The sequence below is a fragment of the Mesorhizobium sp. ESP7-2 genome (assembly GCF_020164715.1).
GTDB lineage: Bacteria > Pseudomonadota > Alphaproteobacteria > Rhizobiales > Rhizobiaceae > Mesorhizobium.
Genome location: NZ_JAIUGQ010000033.1, coordinates 1 through 23,178, shown reverse-complemented (window position 1 = coordinate 23,178; position 23,178 = coordinate 1). Strand labels below are relative to the sequence as shown.

At 61.8% G+C, this 23,178-nt stretch carries 19 protein-coding genes, 1 tRNA gene and 1 pseudogene; 9 read left to right on the top strand and 12 right to left on the bottom strand.

Features of this window, described 5'->3' with window-relative positions:
- Positions 1-2: 2 nt before the first annotated feature.
- Positions 3-203, bottom strand: coding sequence for a hypothetical protein (locus LB543_RS34085; protein WP_318013010.1), 201 nt, complete (start codon positions 201-203; stop codon positions 3-5).
- Between the two features lie 616 nt (positions 204-819).
- Here LB543_RS34085 and LB543_RS25010 point away from each other — a divergent pair.
- Complete coding sequence (locus LB543_RS25010; protein ID WP_224616046.1) at positions 820-1,710, top strand: HpcH/HpaI aldolase/citrate lyase family protein; 891 nt, start codon at positions 820-822, stop codon at positions 1,708-1,710.
- A 36-nt stretch (positions 1,711-1,746) separates the two neighbouring features.
- Positions 1,747-1,953: a DUF1737 domain-containing protein gene (locus LB543_RS25005; protein ID WP_140493464.1), complete on the top strand. Its 207-nt coding sequence runs from the start codon at positions 1,747-1,749 to the stop codon at positions 1,951-1,953.
- An 18-nt stretch (positions 1,954-1,971) separates the two neighbouring features.
- Here LB543_RS25005 and LB543_RS25000 read toward each other — a convergent pair whose 3' ends face one another.
- The 3 genes and pseudogenes from LB543_RS25000 to LB543_RS24990 all read right to left on the bottom strand — a co-directional run bounded on the left by LB543_RS25000 (position 1,972) and on the right by LB543_RS24990 (position 3,255).
- A complete protein-coding gene (locus LB543_RS25000) occupies positions 1,972-2,253 on the bottom strand; it encodes a helix-turn-helix domain-containing protein (protein WP_140813451.1) in 282 nt (93 codons plus the stop codon).
- 13 nt (positions 2,254-2,266) lie between these two features.
- Positions 2,267-2,576: pseudogene (locus LB543_RS24995) on the bottom strand (type II toxin-antitoxin system RelE/ParE family toxin).
- Positions 2,577-2,832: 256 nt separating this feature from the next.
- Positions 2,833-3,255, bottom strand: a complete 423-nt coding sequence (locus LB543_RS24990; RefSeq protein WP_224594420.1) for a metallopeptidase family protein — start codon at positions 3,253-3,255, stop codon at positions 2,833-2,835.
- Between the two features lie 136 nt (positions 3,256-3,391).
- Between LB543_RS24990 and LB543_RS24985 the strand changes: the two genes are divergently transcribed.
- From LB543_RS24985 to LB543_RS24970, 4 genes are all read left to right on the top strand, one after another.
- Positions 3,392-4,024 (top strand): LysE family translocator, encoded by a 633-nt coding sequence (locus tag LB543_RS24985; RefSeq protein WP_140762395.1) that lies wholly within the window; start codon positions 3,392-3,394, stop codon positions 4,022-4,024.
- Between the two features lie 399 nt (positions 4,025-4,423).
- Entirely contained in the window at positions 4,424-5,455 is a 1,032-nt protein-coding gene (locus tag LB543_RS24980; protein ID WP_224616044.1) for an ImuA family protein, read from the top strand.
- Positions 5,397-6,875: a DUF6504 family protein gene (locus LB543_RS24975; protein ID WP_224616042.1), complete on the top strand. Its 1,479-nt coding sequence runs from the start codon at positions 5,397-5,399 to the stop codon at positions 6,873-6,875. Before LB543_RS24980 ends, LB543_RS24975 begins: the two co-directional genes overlap by 59 nt.
- Positions 6,872-10,210 carry an error-prone DNA polymerase gene (locus tag LB543_RS24970; protein WP_224616041.1) on the top strand — a complete coding sequence of 1,113 codons (3,339 nt, stop codon included), beginning with the start codon at positions 6,872-6,874 and terminating at the stop codon, positions 10,208-10,210. The genes LB543_RS24975 and LB543_RS24970 overlap by 4 nt, the downstream gene beginning before the upstream one ends.
- 306 nt (positions 10,211-10,516) lie before the next feature.
- Here the strand turns inward: LB543_RS24970 and LB543_RS24965 are convergent, their stop codons facing one another.
- The 4 genes from LB543_RS24965 to LB543_RS24950 form a co-directional block, all read right to left on the bottom strand.
- The gene (locus tag LB543_RS24965; RefSeq protein ID WP_140813457.1) at positions 10,517-10,768 is read right to left on the bottom strand and encodes a Trm112 family protein; all 252 of its coding nucleotides are present in this window, start codon (positions 10,766-10,768) and stop codon (positions 10,517-10,519) included.
- Between the two features lie 35 nt (positions 10,769-10,803).
- A complete protein-coding gene (locus LB543_RS24960; protein ID WP_224616039.1) occupies positions 10,804-11,475 on the bottom strand; it encodes an LON peptidase substrate-binding domain-containing protein in 672 nt (223 codons plus the stop codon).
- Positions 11,476-11,580: 105 nt separating this feature from the next.
- Positions 11,581-12,582: a thioredoxin gene (gene trxA, locus LB543_RS24955; RefSeq protein ID WP_224616109.1), complete on the bottom strand. Its 1,002-nt coding sequence runs from the start codon at positions 12,580-12,582 to the stop codon at positions 11,581-11,583.
- Positions 12,583-12,670: 88 nt separating this feature from the next.
- Complete coding sequence (locus LB543_RS24950; RefSeq protein ID WP_224616037.1) at positions 12,671-13,162, bottom strand: prolyl-tRNA synthetase associated domain-containing protein; 492 nt, start codon at positions 13,160-13,162, stop codon at positions 12,671-12,673.
- 210 nt (positions 13,163-13,372) lie between these two features.
- Between LB543_RS24950 and LB543_RS24945 the strand changes: the two genes are divergently transcribed.
- Positions 13,373-13,447, top strand: a tRNA-Gly gene (locus LB543_RS24945).
- Positions 13,448-14,115: 668 nt separating this feature from the next.
- On the opposite strand, the gene LB543_RS24940 is transcribed toward LB543_RS24945, so the two are convergent.
- Positions 14,116-15,846 (bottom strand): hypothetical protein, encoded by a 1,731-nt coding sequence (locus tag LB543_RS24940; protein ID WP_224616035.1) that lies wholly within the window; start codon positions 15,844-15,846, stop codon positions 14,116-14,118.
- 231 nt (positions 15,847-16,077) lie between these two features.
- Complete coding sequence (locus tag LB543_RS24935) at positions 16,078-16,665, bottom strand: hypothetical protein (RefSeq protein WP_224616033.1); 588 nt, start codon at positions 16,663-16,665, stop codon at positions 16,078-16,080.
- 94 nt (positions 16,666-16,759) lie between these two features.
- On the opposite strand from LB543_RS24935, the gene LB543_RS24930 reads away from it, so the two are divergent.
- Entirely contained in the window at positions 16,760-16,972 is a 213-nt protein-coding gene (locus LB543_RS24930; RefSeq protein ID WP_224616032.1) for a helix-turn-helix domain-containing protein, read from the top strand.
- Positions 16,973-17,154: 182 nt separating this feature from the next.
- Here the strand turns inward: LB543_RS24930 and LB543_RS24925 are convergent, their stop codons facing one another.
- Positions 17,155-17,601, bottom strand: coding sequence for a MucR family transcriptional regulator (locus LB543_RS24925; protein WP_224616031.1), 447 nt, complete (start codon positions 17,599-17,601; stop codon positions 17,155-17,157).
- Between the two features lie 241 nt (positions 17,602-17,842).
- Between LB543_RS24925 and LB543_RS24920 the strand changes: the two genes are divergently transcribed.
- Positions 17,843-18,292 (top strand): hypothetical protein, encoded by a 450-nt coding sequence (locus LB543_RS24920; protein ID WP_224616030.1) that lies wholly within the window; start codon positions 17,843-17,845, stop codon positions 18,290-18,292.
- Positions 18,293-18,342: 50 nt separating this feature from the next.
- Here LB543_RS24920 and LB543_RS24915 read toward each other — a convergent pair whose 3' ends face one another.
- The gene (locus LB543_RS24915) at positions 18,343-22,593 is read right to left on the bottom strand and encodes a DUF3883 domain-containing protein (protein WP_224616028.1); all 4,251 of its coding nucleotides are present in this window, start codon (positions 22,591-22,593) and stop codon (positions 18,343-18,345) included.
- Between the last annotated feature and the right edge of the window lie 585 nt (positions 22,594-23,178).

Below are 23,178 nucleotides of genomic sequence, written 5' to 3'. Positions count from 1 at the left end.
GGTCAGCGGCCCGGCACAGGTTCTGCGATGCCAGGAGTAACGATCGGCCGCCTGCTGTCGAGATAGCGAAGCAGGCGCCAGTCGCGAAAACTCCAGCTCCGCCAGTTTTCCAGCCCGGGAAACGCGCCCGGACCGAGCGAGCGCGGATACCAGGCGTCGAGGGGAATGCCCTGGCCGGTCATTTCGAGGGGAGTGCTCGACATTGTAATTGGCGATCAGCGTTGCGAAATCGATGAAACAGCAGGCATCAAGCGCTAGGGATAACGTCGGAAGATTGGCGGACAGCAGCCATTCTGGATTTTCCAGCACGATACGGGCGCAAAAAGGGGATGACAATTGCGGCGGGCTTCGCGCGTGGCGGATCGACCAGCCACCAGCCTTCGCTGCGCAGCCGATAGGGCAGACGGGGTTTTGCTCGCTTGTGCATGCCGCCTGTCTCGCAGGCTGGCAGGGAGGCCGCAGGGCGGATTCGAGGACGTTTTCGGCAATCGCGTGCAGTTTTCGTGCAGGGGTCGAGTCACCCGCCCCTCCGAACGTCAGCGCCGCCCCTCACCTGCCTGCCGGCATCCTCTCCCCGTATAGGGACGGGGAGAGGGGCGCTGCCATCGATGGTTTCGCCAATCGCCAACGTTGCAGAACAAGCGCCGACATTGCGGCCAGCCCTTTCTCCCCGTCCCTATACGGGGAGAAATGCCCGGCAGGGCAATGAGGGGCGGAGGCGCCTTCGACGGTTGGCTTGCGTCAGGCACAATCGTATGGCTCGCCGAAGCGATTGTGCACGCGCTTGCCTCGACCAACCACACGCGGCATAGATCGGACATGGAATCCTACCGCCCGCGCCGCTCCGTGCTCTATGTCCCGGCCTCCAGCGACAAGGCGCTGGCCAAGATCGCGCGGCTTGCCTGCGACGCCGTCATCATCGACCTCGAGGACGCCGTCGCTCCCGCCGACAAGATCGCCGCGCGCGAAAAACTGGCCGGCATTTTCGCCAACCGTCCTGATGCCGGCCACAATGGCCGGCGCTGCGAGATGGTGGTGCGCGTCAATGCGCTGTCCAGCGAATGGGGCACCGAGGATCTTGCGGCCGTCGCCAAGGCGGAGCCGGACGGCATCCTGCTGCCCAAGGTCGACACGCCGCGCGACGTGCTCGAGGTCGGCGACGTGCTGGACGACAATTTTGCTCCCGACAGCCTGAAACTATGGGCGATGATCGAGACGCCCAAGGCCATGCTCAACATCGGCGCCATCGCCGAGCTCGGCCGCGACCCCGCCTCGCGGCTGGATTGTTTCATTGCCGGAACGAATGACCTGATCAAGAATACAGGCGTGCTGGCGACGCCGGACCGCGCCTATCTCCTGCCATGGCTGATGCAGATGCTGCTGGCGGCGCGCGCCGGCGGCCTCGACATGCTCGACGGGGTGTTCAACGATTTTCGCGACCCGGACGCGTTTGCGCGCGAGTGCACGCAGGCCGCGGCCATGGGCTTCGACGGCAAGACGCTGATCCATCCATCGCAGATCGAGGCCGCCAACCGTGCCTTCGCACCGTCGGCGCAGGCGCTGGCCGAGGCGCGCGCGGTGAAGGATGCCTTCGCGCTGGCGCAAAACAGCGGCAAGGGCGTCATCGCGCTGAATGGCAAGATGGTCGAGCGACTGCATCTGGCGCAGGCCGAAAAACTGCTGGCGAAGGCTGCCGCCATCGGCGCATGATATTCGTCGGCTTGGGATACACGACAGGAATGGACGATGAAACTCTACCGCTTTCTCACCGCCCCGGACGACGCCAGCTTCTGCCACAAGGTGACGGCGGCGCTGAACAAGGGCTGGCACCTGTTCGGCTCGCCGACCTACGCCTATGACAAGAAAACCAAGACCATGCGTTGCGGCCAGGCCGTGGTGAAGGATGTCGAAGGCCAGGAATACGGGCCGGATACCAAGCTCAGCGACTGGTAGCCGATGGCAAAGAGAGCATCAGGCGGCATCGGCAATATCAAGGCGCACGACAAGTCCCGCCAGTGCGGCAAGATTGATCAACGTGTCCAGACTGAAATTCGTGATCCTGCCCCGCAGGAGGTCGCTAAGGCGTGGCTGAGTAATCCCGAGCCGGTTGGCTGCTTCGGCCTGGGTAACGTCCCAACTCCGCACCCGCTGTTCGATCGCGATCAGCAAGTTGGAGCGCATGGTCATGTTGGCGGATTCGGCCGGAGTATCCTCCAGCGCGTCCCACACGTTTTCAAAACTCTGACGTTCCATCGTCCTACCTCCACTAGATTTGCCTGAGCCGGGATGTGGCAAGATCCAAATCTCGTTTCACCGTCTGTTGCGTCTTCTTCTGGAAGGCGTGCAGCACAAGACAGCGTCGCCTATGCTCGCGACGTAAAGCACCCGGAACGCGCCGGCGTCATCGCGGACGCGGATTTCCCGCACACCCGGCCGACCGTCGTCATTGGCTTCCAGTCGCTTGGTTCAAGTCCGAGTTGCACCTTATGCAGCGGGACGCCTGTTTCCTTGCGCGCCGCCTCTGGAAAATCCCGGAGCTGGGCAAGAGAATCTCCGAGGAACTCTAAGCGCTTCATCACTGGCATTGGCAGAGTTATATCAAAACTTGTATAATCGTGCGAGACAGTGAGCCGCCAGCGGCCGATTGATAACTATAGCGACGGCTCACCGACCCACGCTGCGACCAGGCCATGGTCGGGGATATCGACGTTCAGGAATACGGGCCGGACACCCAGCTCAGCGAAAGTAGGGAAAGCCCTCCTCCTTCGTCCTGCTGGAGCAGACAAGGAGCAAAGCGAGGCGGCGCAGACCCCTGGGGTGACGAAGATGCGCCTACTCAGCCGCCTCTTCGATTCGCTCCATGTCATCGTCCGACAGGCCGAAATGGTGGCCGATCTCGTGGATCAGCACGTGGGTGACGATGTCGCCCAGCGATTCCTCGTTTTCGGCCCAGTAGTCGAGCATGGCGCGGCGATAGAGGGTGATGCGGTTCGGGCCTTCGCCGGTCTGTGGGTTCCAGCGTTCGGCGATGCCGCGCCCCTCGAACAGGCCGAGCAGGTCGAACGGCGTCTCCAGCGACAAATCGTCCATGATCTCGTCGGTCGGGAATTCGGCGATCTGGATGACGATCTCGCCGGTCAACTTGCGAAAATCCTCCGGCAGATGGGCGTAGGCCTCCAGCGCCAGGAACTCCAATTCCTCCATCGAGGGCGCAAGTTCGCCATGCCAGCTGCGGGTCTTGTAGATGCGGGCCATGCTTTGTCCTTTGCTCCCGGCATATAGGCTTTCGCGCTGGCCCAGGCAAATGGCGTGGCAATTTCTGGTCCAGTGCCTTTGCCAATGCCGGGGAATCGCGTAGGGGTCGGTTCCGGCCATGTCTCAAGGAGCTTTCATGCCGGACCTTTCCACACTTGGACTTTTCGCGATTGCCTGTCTCGCGCTGACCGCGACGCCGGGGCCGGACATGCTGTTGATCGCTTCCCGTAGTGCCAGCCAGGGGCGCTCCTCGGGCCTGGCGACCTATGCCGGCATCGCCTCTGGCACCTATTGTCATGCATTGGCCGCCGCCTTCGGCCTGTCGCAACTCTTCCTGGTCGCGCCCATCGCCTACGACATCGTGCGCTTTGCCGGCGCGGCCTACCTCGCCTATCTCGCCTTCAAGGCCTTCCGCGCCGAGGGAACGGCATTTGCACCGGTTTCCGGCCTGCCGCGCTATTCGCGGGCACGCATCTTCCGACAGGGATTGCTGACCAACCTGCTCAACCCGAAAATGGCACTGTTCGTGCTCGCGCTCTTCCCGCAGTTCGTACGTCCCGAGGCTGGGTCGGTCGCGGCGCAGATCCTGGTGCTGGCGACCGTGCTCAATTTGATCGGACTGATGATCAATGGCCTAGTCATCCTGACCGCGAGCCGGATCGGCGCTGCCTTGTCGAAACGGACGCGGTTCCAACGGGCGCCGCAAATTCTGCTGGGAACCGTATTCACGGGGCTTGCCGCACGGCTGGCCTTTGGCGGTCAGCGTTGATCCTCGGAAGTGTGACGCCGTCTCATTGACGAATACGTTGGCGATTGGCGAGGAAACGCCCGTCACTTCGTCATTCTGGGGCGGAGCAAGGAGCGCAGCGACGCGGCGCAGACCCCGGAATCCATGCCGGGACTCCAGTGCGCTGCCACGGGTGCAGAATTTGCTCCGCTGCACTTCACGGCCAAGGTCGCGGCATGGATCCCAGGGCTCCCCGACGCCGCTGCGCGGCTGCTTCGCCCAGGTATGACGACCCCATGGTGACGTGCAGACATGTGGATGTCGGACTCGTGTGTCGATACGCGCAGGAATAAATTCCTTATGACTCCGCTTGACTCTTCCGGACCGCTCTGGAATCCTAGGGAACATAACAGGAACAATTGTGAGTGGAAGCTGACCGTCATGGCGATGACCGCCGTGGCGCGGGAGACTGTTTTTACCCTGCGCCGCCAGATCGCGAAAATCGAGGGAACGCTGCCCGAGCGCCTGCAGGCGCCGGCGGCGACGACCCTTGATGCCGGCGCCGGCAGCGATCTGACGATCGTCCGGCGCGGGCTTGCCGCCGCCTTGCCGGACGCTTTCCTGCCCATCGGCGTCGAGCGGCTCGATGCCGCGCTCAGCGGCGGCCTGCCGAAAGCCGCCTTGACCGAAATCCATGGGCTGGAAACCCGCGACGCGGGAGCCGTGGCCGGCTTCGCCTTGTCGCTCGTCAGCCTGATCCTCAACCAGGCGCAGGGGCTGCCCATCCTGTGGATCGGGACATCGGAAATTTTCCACGAAGCCGGCTTTCCCTACGCCAGGGGGCTGCATGCCTGCTTCGGCATCGAGCCCGGGCAATTGCTGTTTTCCGAGGCGCCCAGGCTTGTCGATGCGCTGTGGGTCGCCGAGGAGGCCGCCCGGATGACCGCGCTTGCCGCCGTCATCCTGGAAATCCGCGGCAATCCGCAGCGGCTGGACCTGACCGCGACACGCCGGCTGCATGCAAGGGCGCAAGCTGCCGGCCGGCCGGTGTTCCTGCTGCGGCAGGCGGCCGAGCCCGAACCGACGGCGGCGCCTGTCCGTCTGATCGCCGCGTCGGCGCCGGCCGTGCCGCGCGCCACGGTCGCCGGGCCGCTCGCCGGTTCGATCGGCCACCCCGCCTTCACCATCAGCATCGGCAAGAGCCGCACGGCTCTGCCTGGACAATTCACACTGGAGTGGAACCCCGATGAACGCAGATTCGATGAAAGAAGGGGCGACGAAAGACGGGAATGGGCAGAGAATTCTGTCCCTGTGGTTTCCCTATCTCGCGACCGAAAGGATCCTGCGGCAGCGGCTGGGGAAATCCTGGCGTTCCCGGCCGTCGGATCATCCGTCGCCATCTCACCCACCGCTCGTGATCAGCCACCGCCAGGGCAACGCGCAGCGCATCTCGGCCCTCGACGAGCGGGCTGAGGCGCTGCACCTGAAGCGCGACATGGGGATTGCCGATGCGCGCGCCATGCATCCGTCGATCGACATCGTCGAAGCCGATCCGGAGGCCGACCGGCGCCTGCTCGAGGGCCTTGCCGACTGGTGCGACCGCTACACGCCGCTGGTGGCGCTGGACAGCATCGACGGCCTGTTCCTCGACGTCACCGGTTGTACCCATCTGTTCGGCGGCGAACGCGCCATGCTCGACGAAATCCTGTCGCGCTTCCTCCACCAGGGTTTCGACGTCCGCGCCGGGCTTGCCGGCACGCCCGGGGCGGCCTGGGCAGCGGCACGCTTTTGCGGCGACCGCATCGTTCTATCGGGCGAGGAGGAAGCCTTGCTTGCCCCCTTGCCGCTGGCGGCCCTTCGCATAGCGCCGGAAACCCGGACCAGCCTGGAAAGTGTCGGGCTGCGCACGGCGGGCGCCATCATGGCCGCGCCGCGCGCGCCGCTCGCCCGCCGCTTCGGCGCTTTGCTGCTCCAGCGCCTCGACCAGGCGCTCGGCCGTCTCGACGAAGCGATCTCACCGCGCCTTCCCGTCGCGCCGCTTTCGGTCGAACGCCATCTCGCCGAGCCCGTCACGCTGACGGAAGAGATAGAGCGGCTGGTGGGCATGCTGGCGACGACCTTGAAGGCCGACCTCGAACGCCGCGGCGAAGGCGCCCGGACGCTGGCGCTGCTGCTCTTTCGCGTCGACGGCGCCGTCAGCCGCATCGCGCTCGGCACCTCGCGGCCGATGCGCGAACCCTTGCTGATCCGGAAATTGTTCCATGAGCGGCTGGCAGCACTCGAGCAGCATATCGACGCCGGCTATGGCTTCGACCTGGTGCGCCTCTCGGTGCTGGCCGTCGCCGCTTTCGACACGCAGCAGACCGATCTGACCGGTGAAGCGGCCGATGACGGCGCCGACATCGCCCTGTTCGCCGACCGTATCCGCGCCCGCCTCGGCGAGGGCGCGGTTCTGCAGCCGGTTCCCGTGGAAAGCCATCTGCCCGAACGCGCCGTCGCCATCGTCCCGTTCAGCGAGGCGCCGCGCCGGACCACGCCGCCGAGGAAGCCGGACAGGATGCAGGCGCCGATGACCATTTTCCCGCCGGAACGGCCGATCCGGCTGTTCCGCGCGCCCGAGCCCATCGATGTGCCGGCCACCGAAATGCCGGAGGGACCGCCGCTGCATTTCCGTTGGCGCCGCGCGCTTTACCGCGTCACCCGTGCCGAAGGTCCCGAACGCATCGCCGCCGAATGGTGGCGCGAGGCGCCAGGCGATCCGGCGGCATCGACACGCGACTATTTCCGCATCGAGGATGCCGATGGCCGCCGCTACTGGCTCTACCGGCAAGGCCTTTACGGTGGCGTCTCGCGGATCCCGCCGCGCTGGTTCATGCACGGGGTCTTCGCATGAACGCGCTGACCGTCATCCCCTATGCCGAATTCGGCATCCAGTCGAATTTCTCCTTCCTGCGCGGTGCCTCCAAGCCGGAGGAGCTCGTGGTCGCGGCCAAGCTCATGGGCTTCTCCGCGATCGGGCTCGCCGACCGCAACAGCGTGGCCGGCGTGGTGCGCGCCTGGCAGCAGGCCAAGGTCGAAAAGCTTGCCTATCACCCCGGCTGCCGGCTGGTTTTTGGCGACGGCACGCCGGACATTCTCGCCTATCCCAGGGACCGCAAGGGCTGGGGGCATCTGTGCCGCATGCTCACCCAGGCCAATCTGCGTGACGAGACCGAAAAGGGTGCCACCCTGCTCCGGCGCGACGACCTGCTCGAATGGGGGGACCGGACGTCGCTGGCGGTCCTGCCCGATCTGGAGCAGCGCGCGCAGGACAGCCTGGCTTTGCTCCGCCAACTCCAGGACCGCTTCGGCAGGGCCCTGCGGCTCGGTGTGTCGCCCTGTTATGCCGGCCATGACCGCTTCCGGATCGAGCAGGCGGCCGCGTTTGCCCAGAGCACCGGTATCCCGCTGATGGCGACCAACGATGTGCTCTATCACACGGCCGAACGCCGCCCGCTGCAGGACGTGCTGACCGCGATCCGCCTCAATATTCCGGTCGCCGAGGTGGGGCTGGAACTGACCGCCAATGCCGAACGCCATTTGAAGCCGCCGCTGGAAATGGCGCGCCTGTTCCGCAGGCATCCGCAGGCGCTGGCGGAGACGCTGCGTTTTGCGCAAGAGCTGACCTTCTCGCTCGGCGACCTCCAGTACAATTATCCCGACGAGCCGACGGAATCGGGCCTCGGGCCGCAGGCGGAGTTGGAAAGGTTGGCAAGGGAGGGAGCGGTCATCCGCTACCCCGCAGGTGTGCCTGAATCCGTGACCAAGCGCATCAAGGAAGAGCTCGCTCTGATCGAGCGCCTCAACTATGCCCGTTACTTCCTGACCGTCTACGACATCGTCAAGTTCGCGCGCAGCAAGGATATTCTCTGCCAGGGGCGTGGGTCAGCCGCCAACTCGGTCGTCTGTTTCTGCATCGGCATCACCGAAGTGGGGCCGGAAAAAATCGATTCGCTTTTCGAGCGCTTCATTTCCGAGGAAAGGAACGAACCGCCTGACATCGACGTCGATTTCGAGCACGAAAAGCGCGAAACCGTCATCCAGTACATCTACGAGAAATACAGCTCCAAGCGCACCGCCCTTGCCGCCGCCGTCATCAGCTATCGCGGCCGTTCGGCGCTGCGCGAAGTGTCGAAGGCGATGGGCCTGTCGGAGGATGTCCGGGCGTCGCTCTCCGGATCGATCTGGGGCTGGTCGACCTCGGAACTCGGCGAGAAGGAGGCAAGGGCCGGCGGCCTCGACCGCAGCGATCCCATATCGCGGCATGTGATGGAACGCGCCAACGAGATCATGGGCTTCCCCCGTCATCTCTCCCAGCATGTCGGCGGCTTCGTCATCACCAGGGACCGGCTCGACGAGATCGTGCCCATCGTCAAGACGGCAATGGACGAGCGCAAGATGGTCGAATGGGACAAGGACGATCTGGATTCGGTGAAGATCCTGAAGGTGGATGTGCTGGCGCTCGGTATGCTGACCTGCCTGCAACGCGCCTTCACGCTGCTCACGGACCATTATCCGAAGGCACGAGATGAATTTGGCCGGCCCTATGTGCTGGCCACGCTCCCGGCGGAGAACCAACGTGTCTATGACATGATCTGCCGTGCCGATACGCTCGGCGTCTTCCAGATCGAGTCGCGCGCGCAGATGTCGATGCTGCCGCGTCTCAAGCCACGCGAATTCTACGATCTCGTCATCGAGGTGGCGATCGTACGCCCCGGCCCTATCCAGGGCGACATGGTCCACCCTTATCTGCGTCGCCGGCAAGGCAAGGAAGAAGCCGAATATCAAAAGCCGGAACTGGAAGCGATCCTCGGCAAGACGCTTGGCGTGCCGCTGTTTCAGGAACAGGCGATGAATATCGCGATCGTCGCCGGCGGTTTCAAACCGGGCGAGGCCGACGAATTGCGCCGCGCCATGGCCACCTTCAAGCGCACCGGCACCATCGGCAATTACCGCCAGCGCATGATCGACGGCATGGTCGGCAAGGGCTACACGAAGGATTTCGCCGAGCGCTGTTTCAAGCAGATCGAGGGTTTTGGCGAATACGGTTTTCCCGAAAGCCACGCCGCATCCTTCGCGCTGCTCGTTTACGCCTCCTGCTGGTTCAAGACCTTCTATCCCGACGTGTTCTGCGCCGCGATCCTGAACTCGCAGCCGATGGGGTTTTACCAGCCGGCGCAGCTGGTGCGCGACGCCCGCGACCATGGCGTCGACATCCGCGAGGTCGACGTCAATTTCTCCGTCTGGGACTGCACCCTGGAAAAGGCGCCTTTTGACCCGGCCCGCATCCTGCCGCGCCATGCCGAAATGCGCGGTGTCATCGAGACAAGCCATGCGCTGCGGCTCGGCTTCAGGCAGATCAAGGGACTTTCCAAGGAACGCATGGAGGCTTTCGTCGAGCGGCGCGGCGCCGGCTACTCGACCGTCCGGGATGTCTGGCTGCGCTCCGGCCTCAATGTCGACGAGATCGAGAAGCTGGCGCAGGCCGACGCCTTTCGGTCCATCGGTCTCGATCGCCGCGCGGCACTTTGGCAGGTCCGCGCGCTCGACGGCAAGAGTGCCGCCGAGAAGCTGCCGCTGTTCGACCAGCCGGCGCTCGGCCTGCGCGAGCTGGAGCCGCAGACGAAGCTGCCGAAAATGCCGCTCGGCGAGCATGTCATCCACGATTACCGTTCGCTCGGCCTGTCGCTGAAGGCGCATCCGGTCGCCTTCCTGCGCGAGCGGCTCGACCGCGCCGGCGTTACCCCCAATGCCAGCCTGCCGTCCGTGCGCGACGGCAGGCGGGTTTCCGTTGCCGGGCTGGTGCTGGTGCGCCAGCGCCCCGGCAAGGGCAATGCGATCTTTCTCACGCTGGAAGACGACAAGGCCGTCGCCAATGTCATCTTCTGGGAAAGAACTTTTACCCGCTTCCGGCCCATCGTCATGGGCGCGCGCTTCGTCAAGGTCAGCGGGAAACTGCAGTCGGAATCAGGTGTCGTCCATATCGTGGCCGAGAAGATCGAGGACCTGACGCCCTGGCTGACCGTGCTCCTGGAAAAGGTCAGTGCAGCCGCACCGCCAGCCGCCGATCCTTCGGACCGCTCCAGCCAACCCGCGATACGGCCCGCAATACAAAAAGCCGGACAGGACCTCGCTATGCTGTCGGAAGAAGCGGAAAGGGTCATGCCCAAAGGGCGCAATTTTCAGTAGGCCTGCCCTTCGTCATCAAGCGCTGGCGGGACAGCGCCCCCCTCTGCCCTGCCGGGCATCTCCCCCACGAGGGGGGAGATCGGCTGTTGTTTCGGCTTTCACCAATTTCCAACGTTGGCAGAGAAGCGCCGTCAATGAAACTGCCAATCTCCCCCCTTGAGGGGGTGAGGAGTGGTCCGCGAAGCGGACGGAAAGCCAATTGCTTGGCTTTCCGAATAACGAACGCCCGGAGCGACAGCGAAGGGCCGGGTCCGGCAGGACAGAGGGGGGCGCCGTAGAACACCGACCTCAATGTCCGGCCACGCTCTATGACGCTGAACTGCCCGGCCCACCCAGCTTTGGCGGCGACAGCACATCCTCGGCCGAGATGGTCCGCGCCTCCGAAGGAAGCATGATCGGTATGCCGTCGCGCACGGGATAAGCGAGCTTGGCGATCCGCGAGACCAGCTCGCCACGTTCGGGGTCCCAGGCCAGCGGTCCCTTGGTCAGCGGGCAGGCCAAGAGTTCCAGCAGCTTCGGGTCGACGCTGGTTTTCTTTCCGTCACGCCCATCCGCCATTGCGTCCCCTTTCCAGCTTCAGGCCTGCGTTCACCTTACTGCAGGCTCGAACCAAAATCCTCATTCTCGCGCGCCAGCGTCATTTCGGTGATGGCGATCAGCGTCTCGGCCCGCGTCTTCAGGTCCGCGGCTTCCAGCAATGCCTGCTTCTCGGCCGGTCCGTAGGGCGCCATCATCGACAGCGCGTTGACCAGCATGGCGTTTTCGGCGCGGCTGACGCTTTCCCAGTCGGCTTCCAGATCATTGGCCTGCAGATAGGCGCGAAAGGCTCGCAGCAGCGCCGGCCGGTCGATTTCATCAGCCGCCTGATCCTCGTCCAGATCGGCAAGGAAGGGCGCCGGCTTGCACTGGCGGAACGGCGTCTTGACCGTCAGCTCGTGGGCGATGCGGAACCGGCACACGCCTTGCAGCGAGATCAGGTAGCGGCCGTCGCCGGTCTCTGAAAAGGCGATGATGCGACCGATGCAGCCGACATTGCAAAGCTCCGGCTCGCCGTCCTCGCGCAATGCGCCATTGAGGCCGGGCTGGATGATGCCGATGAGGCGCGAGCCGGCGACCGCCTCGTCCACCATTTGCAGATAGCGCGGCTCGAAGATGTTGAGCGGCATGCGGCCGCCCGGCAGCAGGAGCGCCCCCTCGAGCGGAAAGATCGGGATCGTCGACGGCAAATCCTTGGCGAGCCGGTAATGCGCGTTTCCCGCTTGCACCTCGTTCCTCCGATCGCTTCATTGCGAAGCGTCAATCCTGTCCTGTCTATCTGGCGCTCGGGCCCGACGCCACAAGCCCGTGCGACAAAACAACCGACAACCGGCTCAGGAAAACAGCAATGCCGACAATTTGCGGCGCGCCGCAAGCGTCGCCTCGTCGGTCATGCCCCAAGCCTCGAACAGCTGCAGCAGCTGCGTCCTGGCGCCATCCTCGTTCCAACTCCGGTCGGCCTTGATGATGGCCAGCAAATTGTCGGCGGCTGCCGTGCGATCGCCCTTGGCGTTCTGGATCATGGCCAGATCGAAACGCGCCTGATGATCCTTGGGGTTTTCGGCCAAGCGCCGTTCGAGCTCGGCCGGATTGCCCAACGCCGCCGCCTGCGCGGCCAGCGCGATCTTGGCGCGCAGGGCAGCCAGCGGCGGTGCATCCTTCTTGGCCTCCGGCGCTGTTGCCAGGAGCGCCTCGGCACCCTCGGTGTCGCCGGCCTCGAACAACAGGTCGCCCAGCCCGCCAATCGCCTCGACCGTCTCCGGCGCCTGCGCCAGGATGGCGTCATAGATGTCAGCTGCGGCCTGCATGTCGCCGGCATCACGGGCTTCGGCTGCCGCGGCCAGCGCCTCGGCCACCGGCGGCGCGCCATTGCCCTTGCCGCCGACCTTGGTAATGAATTCGTTGATCTGGCTCTCGGGGACGGCGCCCATGAAGCCGTCGACCGGCTGGCCGTCCTTGAAGGCGATGACCGCCGGAATCGACTGGATGCCGAGCTGGCCGGCGATCGAGGGGTGGTCGTCGATGTTCATCTTGACCAGCTTGACCCTGCCGCCGGCGGCCTTGACCGCCTTTTCCAGCTGCGGGGTGAGCTGCTTGCAAGGTCCGCACCACGGCGCCCAGAAATCGACAAGCACCGGCTGGCGGCGCGATTCCTGGATGACGTCGGCGGCGAAGGCGGCGGTCGTCGTGTCCTTGATGACATCCCCGGATGCAGGGCCGGCAGGCGCATCGCCAAGCGCGGCCTTCGCTGGCGCCGACCCGCCATACTGCACCGTGGTGGCATACTGGCCGCCATTGTTTCCGAATGATCCGCCAAACGGATTGTTGTCGCTCATCTCGTCACCCTTTCGGTCGCGCCGCCAGCCCGGCTCGGCGCCTTGTCTCAATTGGAAATCGGCTTCGCCATCCATGTGGCGATCATGCCTAGACTTTCAAGATAGCAGCATCGTGCCCGGTTGCCTCGACGAATCTAATGAGGTCGGCCGCCGCGATCGATGTCGTCGCCTCGTTGGTCAGCGGATGCGCGTTGATGACGGAATGCGCCATCAAATCCTTGTCGAGCACCAGCTTGACCCTGTTTTCCCTGTCGTTGATGACGCCGAAGACGGTGACCGCGCCCGGCGTGACGCCCAAAAGCTCCATCAGCATCTCCGCCTTGCCGAAGGAAACCCGGCTGGCGGCGCCGATCACCTGGTGGATCTGCTTGAGATCGACGACCGCGTCCTCGCCGACGGTGACCAGGAAGAAATTGTCCTTCTTGTCCTTCAGGAACAGGTTCTTGGTGTGTCCCCCGGCGATTTCCCCGCGCAGCGCCTGCGAATCGGCCACTGTGTAGAGCGGCGGATGGCGTATCGTCGAAACGGTGATGCCCAGTTCGGCAAGAAAGGCCATCAGTTCGGCTTCGGTCTTCGGCATCGATCTTCTTCTCGACCGTTTCTCGGGCCTGCCGTTTACGGCCAATGAGGCGGCCGGCGCAAGACCGTCGCGCAAGGGGCGATGAAATCGGCCCATCGCAAGCGGTTTGCCGGCATCGTTCGGGAGGTTGCAAAAAGCCTGTTATTCCCTGTTGCAATCGCCGCGCTCTTCAGCCATATAGGCCCGGCTTGCGGCCAAGACGCCGTGTGAGCGGGTGTAGCTCAGGGGTAGAGCACAACCTTGCCAAGGTTGGGGTCGAGCGTTCGAATCGCTTCACCCGCTCCAGTTTCCTCAAGGAAATTAAGCATTTAGATCAGGGCCACCTCACGGTGGCCCTTTCTGTTTTCCTCTTGGTCAACACCTGGTCAACACGGGATGCGCCGTGACGCTGTCTAAGCTCCCTGCCTTTACTCGTCATCATAGGGAATGCGGCAGGACTCAGTGCCCGCCTCCGAGCGGGCCGGCTTGAGCCAGGTTTCGACGAAATACCGGCCAGGATCGTCCAATTCCGGGCAAATCTGCTCGAAAAGGGCTGATCCTGCTGGACTTGGTTGGCGTTGTCGAACGTTGCACGTCGTTAGCCGCTCAGTTGCAAAATTTGGCGATGCGAGCTTAACGCTTCAGCCTCCAGGCGAGCACTTCGGCCGCCACGACCCGACATCGGTGCTTGCCCTCATCTTTGGTATGGCGGTAACCCCGGGTGGCCAAAGGCCGGAGCTAGACCATCACCTGTGAGGTCAAGGCAGGTCTTGGCTTGCCAAGAACTCTTCCATTTCCACCGCAGTGTCGCCAGGCCGAAATGGCGAACTCGGCGGCAATCTCGAAAGCCAGTGAATTGGGGCGGATCAGACCTTTTTCGAATCCAATGGCGTGCGTTCATGCACAACGCGTGACGGGAAGTCGCATAAAATTGCACGTGAGCGCCACAGCTAACTCACATACTGAACTACAGCTCACTCGTTCTTGAGCGATTTTGGGCATTCTGAAAGATCATTTATTTGCTTACGCGTTATATTTTTATTGTTGACCGTCAACTTATTCTTCTGCAGGTTCAATATAGCTATTTGGCCCGGTCTATTTGTCGACTTCGTGCCTATATACTTTATGTCGATGCCGACATTGATTAACGAGTTTGCGACTTTTTTCAGATCTCCTACCCGCGTATTTGGCCCGCATATAAGTGCGTTTGACAGCGCCTTCGCGTGTTCAGGCCCAATATACTCAATTTTTGTGTATTGAATCGAGTTCTTCTCAAGCGCATCGATTACTCGATTCCGATCAGCGGGTTTTGCATAGTAGGCGACTAATTTGTTGCCCGTGTCCGGCCTCGTGTCCTCCACTGCGGATTGCAAACTAACCGCAGTATCAGATTTGTCGTAGCTGACTTCTGAAATAAATGGCGGATCATCTCCGACGTAAGTCAGCACTACCGTGGGCTTCGAGGACTCGAGCTGCTGCTCTTTACCTAGCGTCCACGTAAGTACCCACTGGTTGTTCAGAAGAGGGATTGCCTCCGCATTTGGAAGTTTCGACGCTTGCACGACAGCCGCGTTCACTTGTCCTTCCGCTGACGAAGGGTCAATCTGGCTCCAAGTGCCTGTATAGTCCTTAGGATCAAGTTTGCTGATATCGATCCTCGGCATCTCCTCAAGAATCTTTCCCTGTGCGTCTCGGGCCCACGTCGTTTTCGAGACGCAGTCAACGTCTCGGGCCGACAGGCATTGAACGGTATCAAAGGCGTCTTTGGCTTCCGGAGAATAGGCCGTCACCTTGTCCGTGCCAGCCTGAACGATGACGGCGCCCGCCGACTTTAGAAATCCGTCTTTGATCGCTTTTTCGTCGCCGCCGGCAGCGGCAACTGCCAAGCCTCCTGCGGCACCAGCCACAGCCGACTTTCTTAGGATCTCGCCGGTGGTACCGGTCGGCATGTCACTGATTGCGCCGGTCTGCGAGGTGAGCGCGGCTAGGAGCCCAGCGCGGAGTGCCATGTCAGCGTTTCCGGTCTGGCGGTAAGTCGACCAGGCAGCATAGGCGGCAGCGCCAGCAGGCCCCCCGTACGTAGCAGCAGCAGTGGCAGCAGCAGCGTTGATGACCTTGCTTTCCTGCGTTGCTTTGGAAAAATTCTTCTCGCTTGACTGTAGTTTCTCAGTTCCGAGCCCCCACATCGCGTCGACAACTTTTCCGTCCCGAAGGCGCTTAGCCGCAGCGGCTGCCTGCGTGAGCTGATCGTTGGCCTGGTTCTTTACGAAGTTGCCCACTGCCTTTCCCGCGTCGACGGCATCGTCGAAGCTTTCTTTTCCCTGATTACCGACGTCACGCCATGCCTTGACGTAAGTTGCCGTTGCGTCGTTTGCTGCCTTATATGTTGTGCGAACAGTGTCCTCGCCAGCCTTCTTCACAGTTTCGAGAACGTCGCCATTGGCCTTTTTCAAGGTCCGGGCAGTGTCGTTGGCAGCTTTCTGAATTGTCGTTAGGGTGTCGCCGCCGAATTGCTGAACAGTTACTCCAATCACCGGAACAGCACCAAGAGTCGGATCGATACGAGTTCCGCCCACTACACCGCCGCCACAGGTGTCGCAAACTCTCACAGGACCTACGGAAATGTCGAAGGCTGAGGATGGAGATGAGATTGGCATCAATAGGAAGAGCGATACAATCACGAGGCATCCATCATAGCGGCGCATGTGCTCCCTCCCGTGCTCTGACCAGTGGCCGAGTAAAAACCCTTTGTTCGCTTTAAGAGGCCATTACAGCTAAAGTATCAGGAAATTGGGAATTTTAAAAGCCAGTCCCTTCTCCCGCAACTATGGCTCACGGTCCACTTTCGACCCTAGCAGTTGGGTAGAAAATGCGTCGCCTCATTCAAATCATGGAAAGTTTTCTCGACGGATGCCGTTGCTTCAGTGTCCTCTAACTTAGCCACTGAACTCCGCCGCGTCTTCCTCTTTCAGCGCCGCGACCAGCTTGACCGCAGACTCCCAATGCTTGGCAACATCGCTCCGCGTCCTTTCCCGGCTTCGGCTACCGACCGGCAAGCTTCCCGCGATCGCTTTTAAGTCATCAAGTACGGAAGCGATGTGCGGCCACGGGAAATCGGTAGGGTCACCAATATCCCGATCAGCGCCGACGATCATCTCTAACTTGGCGATGACGCCGATGAGCGACGTTGCCGCGACTTCGGGGAGCGAATCCTGAAGCTTGAGAGCTTCGGTCATCGCAAGGACCTCGGCCTCCCGCGCAACTGCATAGTCCCATCGACCGCCGAGAGCGAGTGCTGTCTGGTCTTGAACTCCCGCCGGGGAATCTGGTGTCAATCCCTGAATTCCGGGATTGACCATGATTTGGCTCTCCAACCGCTGCTGCACGCGGCATAGCAGCAGGGAGATGTACCGAGCCATTTGCCAATCGCTCACCAGCAGAAGCGCGGGATCGCGTAGGGCTCCCCGTTGCAATTCCGTATCGTCGCCGGTTGCGGCGAGAACAGTCGACTTTTTCGCTGCCACAGCATGGGCTCCTTCCGTGGGGCAAGTCTCCCGCCATGAGAATACATATTATAGTTGATAAACTTAAAGTGTGTAAACCTCGATTGTCCGACGCATGGACATGCGTCAGCTGGTTGGAAAAAACTTCGCGCGTATTCGGCGGGAGAAAGGCCTGACGCAGGAGGACGTAGAAGCACGCTCTGGATTCAGTCAGCAATATTTGAGCAGCCTCGAACGCGGTCGGCGTAACCCCACGGTGATCACCCTTTACGAACTTGCCCAGGCGCTAGGTGTAAGCCACTTGGAGTTGGTCAAGCCGAGTGACTAACCCTAGCCAGTTTTCATAGGAATACCTGGGCGCAAGCCGCTCGCGAGCGCGCCAATCAAACGGCGCTGTAGCGCGCGAGCGGCGACTTCGCGCCTCATGTCGAACGCTGGCGCTACGTTCGCGACCTCTGGAACAGCAGCTTGCCTTTCGGCCAGAGTGCCTTGCTTGCGGCTGAACGAAAATCAAGCCTTCCGGCGTGCTGATTTCTTGGCAGGCGCGGCGACGGTCTTGCGGCCAAGCCCGCTGGACTTGGCGAGCGCCGATCGTTGGGCCGCATAGTTCGGCGCCACCATGGGATAATCAGACTTCAGCCCCCACTTGGCCCGGTACTCGTCTGGCGTCAGCCCATAGTGCACGCCGAGATGGCGTTTCAGCGATTTGAACTTCTTCCCGTCCTCAAGGCAGATGATGTAGTCAGGGAACACTGATCGCTTCGGATTGACGGCTGGCTCCAGCCTCGGCGCTTCGGGCACAGATGGCTGACCAACACCTGTCAAGGACAAGTGAATTGAAGCGATGAGGTCAGGTAGCCCTGCGACCGGCAGGGGATTCTTGCTTACATAGGCAGACACAATTTCGGCAGTCAGCTCGACTAGGTCGACCGACTGGGCTTCGGGTTGTTCGTTCAACTATTCGCTCCTGTAAGGGATCTGACGGCGCCCCGCGCAACTTTATATGGGCAATTCTTGGGAACTGCCACCGAGCGGATTCGGCATCTGCCACGATGTTGGCGCGAAAGATGCCAGAGTTGATCAGCGATGCAGTAGTCTGCGCCAGGCTCGTCGCTTCAGCTCGGAGGACTGATGCCCTCCCAGGCTTGACGAGGCGGATACCGGTATCGCCCAGCCCTCTGGAAGGAACCCGATCGGAATGACAGCCCGCCCAAAGACCAACCGCCTTAAGCTACCGCCGCTGGTTGCCGGAGAATGGCGAGGAGAGATCGTCGGCTCAGCCAACGTCAATTTTGGCCAGATCGTGCAGCCAGGCCCGCCGCGCCAATCGGTTGAGTTCACCTATGTCATACTGGCTGCATCGCTCATCATGCCGAATACAGCATTCAGATGGCCTGGAATCGTCATGATCATGGCCCCCACGCCCATGAAGACGGAACACCCCGATGCGGGTGCTCTTTTTGAGACCGTTGAGCTGCCATCGCTGAGCCTCTCCCTCGAGGTCACAAGGGAGCAATTTTCGGACATGCTGCCACGTCTCGAGGCACATCGGATCAAGGATTTTCATTTTACGGTAGAGGAAAAGGATGCAGTGGGCAGATGGCCAGTGCGAAGCTGGGGCATGGGCACCACTAGGTTGACAAGCTGATTGGATTCCGCACATGCAGATTACCATCGATCAGTTTGTTTCTCCGCCGTTTACACACCATCCCCGGTCGAATCACCGATCCTTCTCCTGAGACGATCTAAGCTTGGATCGTCCTCTTCTAGGTCATTCAAATCTTCCTGTGTGACCCGCACGACGTGCACAAACCGATCTGCTCGGCGTTCGGGCCAGCGAACACCCGCCTCCATGCGCCAGCCGTCACGTAGTGAAGGACCTTCCATCGCCGCATCCCAGAGCCACTCCACGCGGCGCTCCAGTAAAGCCAGGTCGCGAAGCGGATCCCAAGACCACCGGACTGAGTAGGAACGGTCGCTGTTCTCAACGAGCAGTGCCATGAAGTAGCGATCTGCATGCCGCTCGGCCTTCTCACGCTCCAGCTCCGACCAGTAAAGACGTTCGGCGGTTAAGCTCTTCACCTCGATGTGCCATTCCTCGCCAGCTCGCGACAGAAGGACGTCGGTCTCGCGCAACCGATCGTCTCTGACGTTCGCCGTGCATAACCAAGAGGTATCTAGATTGTGAACGATTTGCTGCATGAGCCACGCCTCCGCCCGCATTCCCCGGGCGGCCACGGCTTTGGCGACTTCGGCAGCCTCGCGTCCCGTCCGTCTCGCCTGCTCATCTTGATTGCGGCCGCCACCGAACAGCTTCTTGCGGGTCAAATGACCCTTAGGCCGTCCTCCACCAGAGCGACGGGCGTTGTCGTTCCCAAGGTCGCCTCTCTTGTTGAGACCGTCGTCCACGCTGGAGGCGTCCTCCTCCGATGTGCCGTCTTCGCTTTCGTCTTCCTCGTCATCGAACGAATCGAGACCCTGGGCACCGTCACCTTCGCTCTCGTCGTCAGTACTTGATTGGGGAACGTTGGTTTCGGCCCCGCCGTCGGTGTCGTCCTCCTCATCCCCGGCCTCTTCAAAATCATACATGGCCTCTTTGATCCGGTATCCCGGGATACCGTCGTCGGCAAGGATGGCCGCGATTTCGTCGCGCCGCGCCTTGAGAACCTTCGCGAACCGGTATTTCAGGTCCGCAGCGTGGCCGCCAAAGCCCTCAGCTAACGCCGCCGCCACAGCTTCCCATTGATCCGGGGCCTGGAGGCTGATGAGCCACTCGGTCCCGTTGTTGTAGGACGCCGAGCTTCTGTCGGCGAGCAGCTGACCCTCGATCGAGATACGGAGCCGGAGATCTTGAACCGCGATCAGGCGCGGAATAGATTTCAGTGGCTGCGCTTTGGTCGCGCATATGGCGGCAAGCGCCCCGCGTCGGCTTGCCACCCTGCTCTCCATGAATTTCGTGCGTCTTTCAGGAGCTGACTCATAGCTTGGCTCCACCTCAAGTAACTCGGACGCTGGGCGCACACCGAGCGCCTGGACCGCACCCATACCTCGTTCTAGGCGTACAGGGAGGATCGCCTTTCCGAGCAGCCCAAGGCCGTTGAGCACCTCTTGGTTTTCGAAGCGGCCTTTGTCGATCCAAAGCGTGTTCGCCGACTTCTCGACGACCACCTCGTCCTGTTGTCCTGGCCGTATTGCCGCAACCCTTGTGATCTTCGACGTTCCGTTGGGACGGCTTGCGGTGCGCAGGAGGGCATCATAGAAATCGCGCACCGATTTCGGCGACGGGATCTCGCCGGCCTCAATGTCTGCTAGAACCTTGTCGGACCAAGCGCACCAGGTGGCCCAATCGGTCGGCAAGGAGCTCCGGACGCCGAGGCGGTCGACGAAGGTCGCCTTCGAGGCGGCGCGCCTCAGAGCATTGGTGGTGCCAACGTCGAGAATCGGCGTTATCCCCGGTACGCCCTTCCCGGGCCAGAACAGTTCATGAGGCGCCAGGCGATCGCCACGGCGCCCGCCGAAGGGCCGCTGCGGAAGATAGCGCTCCTGTCGCATCTGGTAGTTGGCAAACGAAGTGAAGGGCGAAGGCGCATGGGTCCGGTCAGCGCTGTTCGTCTTGCGCCACCGAGCGAAGAGTCCCGCCGCCGCGGTAGAGAGCGTCATCATGCAGGTTGCGACGTGCGAAGGCCCAAGACCTTCGAGTGCCGCGGGGAAGTGCTCAACATACCATTCCTGATTGATGTAATTTAGGCCGCGATCCGTCAACGACTGCCAGAACCGTGAGTAGGCCGGATCCATCCTCAGCGAACCATTTCGTGGTACCAGCTGGATTTTGGGCTCCCATGCCACGCCGAGAAATCGCAGAAGCGCCTTCCATCGCTTCAATCCGAAGAGGACAGTTGCTTGGCGGGGCATCCCGACGACGTAGCGATCGGAAACTCCTTTGAAGTACGCGGCAAGCTCCGGGGGCGCGCCTAGGTCACGGTTCGCATACGCCTTGACCGCCGGTACCCAACCGTCCTTTGTCGGCACCCGCACGACGCTGGCCAGTGCATGGCGTACACTGGTATCCTCGAAGCGCTCGACGAAGGCTTCTTGGAGGCCGAACTCCGGCACCTTCACCCATTTCTCGATCAGCCCGAGGGTCTCGAAGCCGTGTGCTTCCCAATCCTCGTCGCCCCAGGCCTTGAGCATCGCGACCAAAGAGCGCTTGAGCCAATCGTCTGCGGATTGGAGCAACCGACCCGTAAGCAACGGTGCCCAGCGCGCGGTTGCAGCCGAATCGTAGCCGTTCAACAGCTCTTCGGCGTCTAGATGAAGCGTGTCGGCCGGTAGCCATGTAGGCCATTCCTCCGGCCGATGGCGGAGCAGACCCGGCGCCTGATTGAGCGCACGAAACGTCCCTTCGGCAGTCGGCCAAATCTGCGCATGCGCGAGCGTCTGCATGACCGCGTTCTGCTGCGTTGATGCTAGGCAAGCTGAGTAGACAATTCTCAGTGCCTGTACAGCAGCATCAAGGCTCAATGCCTTCGTTCGGCCGAGAATCTCGGCGTAATCGACCGGTCGGAGCGGCTGGGCATCGAATGGAGACCTTAGTTCGCCGAAGACGGGCGTGAGCGCCGGTACAGCGAGCCTATTCTCGCGAGCCAGTTTTGACGGCACGATACCGTCGAACTCGTGCTCCCAAACCCTGCATTCGGCCGGCTTCACCTTTCCGCCACCGAGCACAGGGATAAAGTCTGCCTCAGTCACCGCCCGGGCGATTGCTTGCTGGATGAGCCGATCCGGTCGCTTAACGCGACCGCTTTTCGTCGCACGGACGATGTCGGCGAACAGCCTTACGGCCGAGGTCGCTGGAATGTCGCGGATGACTTGGAGGACGAGCCCTTGAAGCTGCTCCCGCACCAACGGATCGTAGTTATCAGCACGGATGCTGTTCCGGTTGCTAGTAAGGGCGAACGAGCCGTGTACGAGGAACCTAGCAGCAATAGTTTCTGTCGTCGGGAAGAAGACGTGTACAGGGATTTCCGCGGCGGCCGGACCGGCAATCCCGTCGTGGATTGGCACCGCGATGGCGGCGCTGAGGCTCTTCGAGTGCTCTGATGGAGCAGTGGCAAGAGCGCTCCAGATACGCCATTCGCTCGAGACGACAACGTCTCGCCGCATGATCGACAGCATGGCCGGTGAGTTCCGCAGCGTCGCGCCACGTTGGCGCGCGACGGACAGTCTCATCGTTTGCTGGCCGTGCTGCTCCACGAGCACGGTGTCAATGTGGCGGCAGAGAAGCAGAAAATGAGGATCCAAGGATTCGAGCCTGGCCAAGATTGAATCCCTGCCCTTTAATCTGAACGGCAGGCGGATGACCGTGGCATAGCCGGCACGGATCAGACCGGCCGCCTCTTTATCGCGCTCGATCCGATGCGGCAGCCTGAATGTCAGGGGGGGCGCATCGGCTTGGATCGCCTCCAACGCAGCCTTGGATATTTCTGCGTCGAAGCCAAAGTCGAATGGGCCCGAATGGATACTCGGACGATCACTTATCTCCAAGACGGATTTGAAGCCCAGGCCTTTTGCGCCAATAAGATCCGCCGAGCTCGTCCCGCTGGGAGCCAGCGCGTCGTCCGCATTCTGCAGCAACTCCCACAGCGATCGTCCCGCATAGTCTCGGCTCGTCTCATCCTCGTGGTTTGCGTCCTCCTGAAGTTGGTCACGATCGATCCGGTAGACCTCAAGACGCCGCTCTCGGATCGCGTCCACAAGTTTCCTGTCGGACACGTCGTCGAGCGTCTCTCCGAATCCACGGGCAGCCTTGGCGCTCAAGTTTTCGCGGCAAATTGATATGACGCCGCGGCGGTCAAACCGCCGTCCGTGATTAGCGACGTACAATGCATTATCGGTGATGCGGAAAAGAAGCGTTCGAACGCCGGCCTCTGTCGGCCGCGGTGGGCTCATGCAACTCCTCCCCCGAGCAACCGGAACTCTCGGTCCGAATCGACCTTGGTTGTGACAGCGCCGTTGACTTTTGCCGCCGTCAGCCCAAACCGCAGGATGGCATTGCTGATGCCCGGAAGTAGCGACTGGCGCACGCCACTATGCGGCAGCCAGGCCAGATTGAATCCATGCGTTGCCGTTCGTTCGCTCCATTTCGTTAGAAGCATCTTTCCCCCCCACGCCCCGTCTAATGGTTAGCCTTCATCGCGCAAACGCAAAAGGCGTCAAATGCTGGTCGTGCTCCCAAATTCGAAGTAGCCGGCCTACGGAGGCGAGTCCTTCGCATTCGACTATTCTCATAGCGTGAGTGACGGAACGCGCGACGTACCTGACCGGCGCACACTTTGCCAAGCCCCTGAAACAGATCGAAAAACGCCGTCGCAGCAATGTGTGATTTAGACCTGCACATTGCAAAATGGAACCATAAGTTATTGAAAATAAACGACCGCAGACACGCAGCACATTGCTGCCTTTTATCTTGCCATCTTAATCGGTTGTGCTTCCGGTGAGCTTTTCGACATCGTCGTTCCTCTCTTTTGGTGCGAT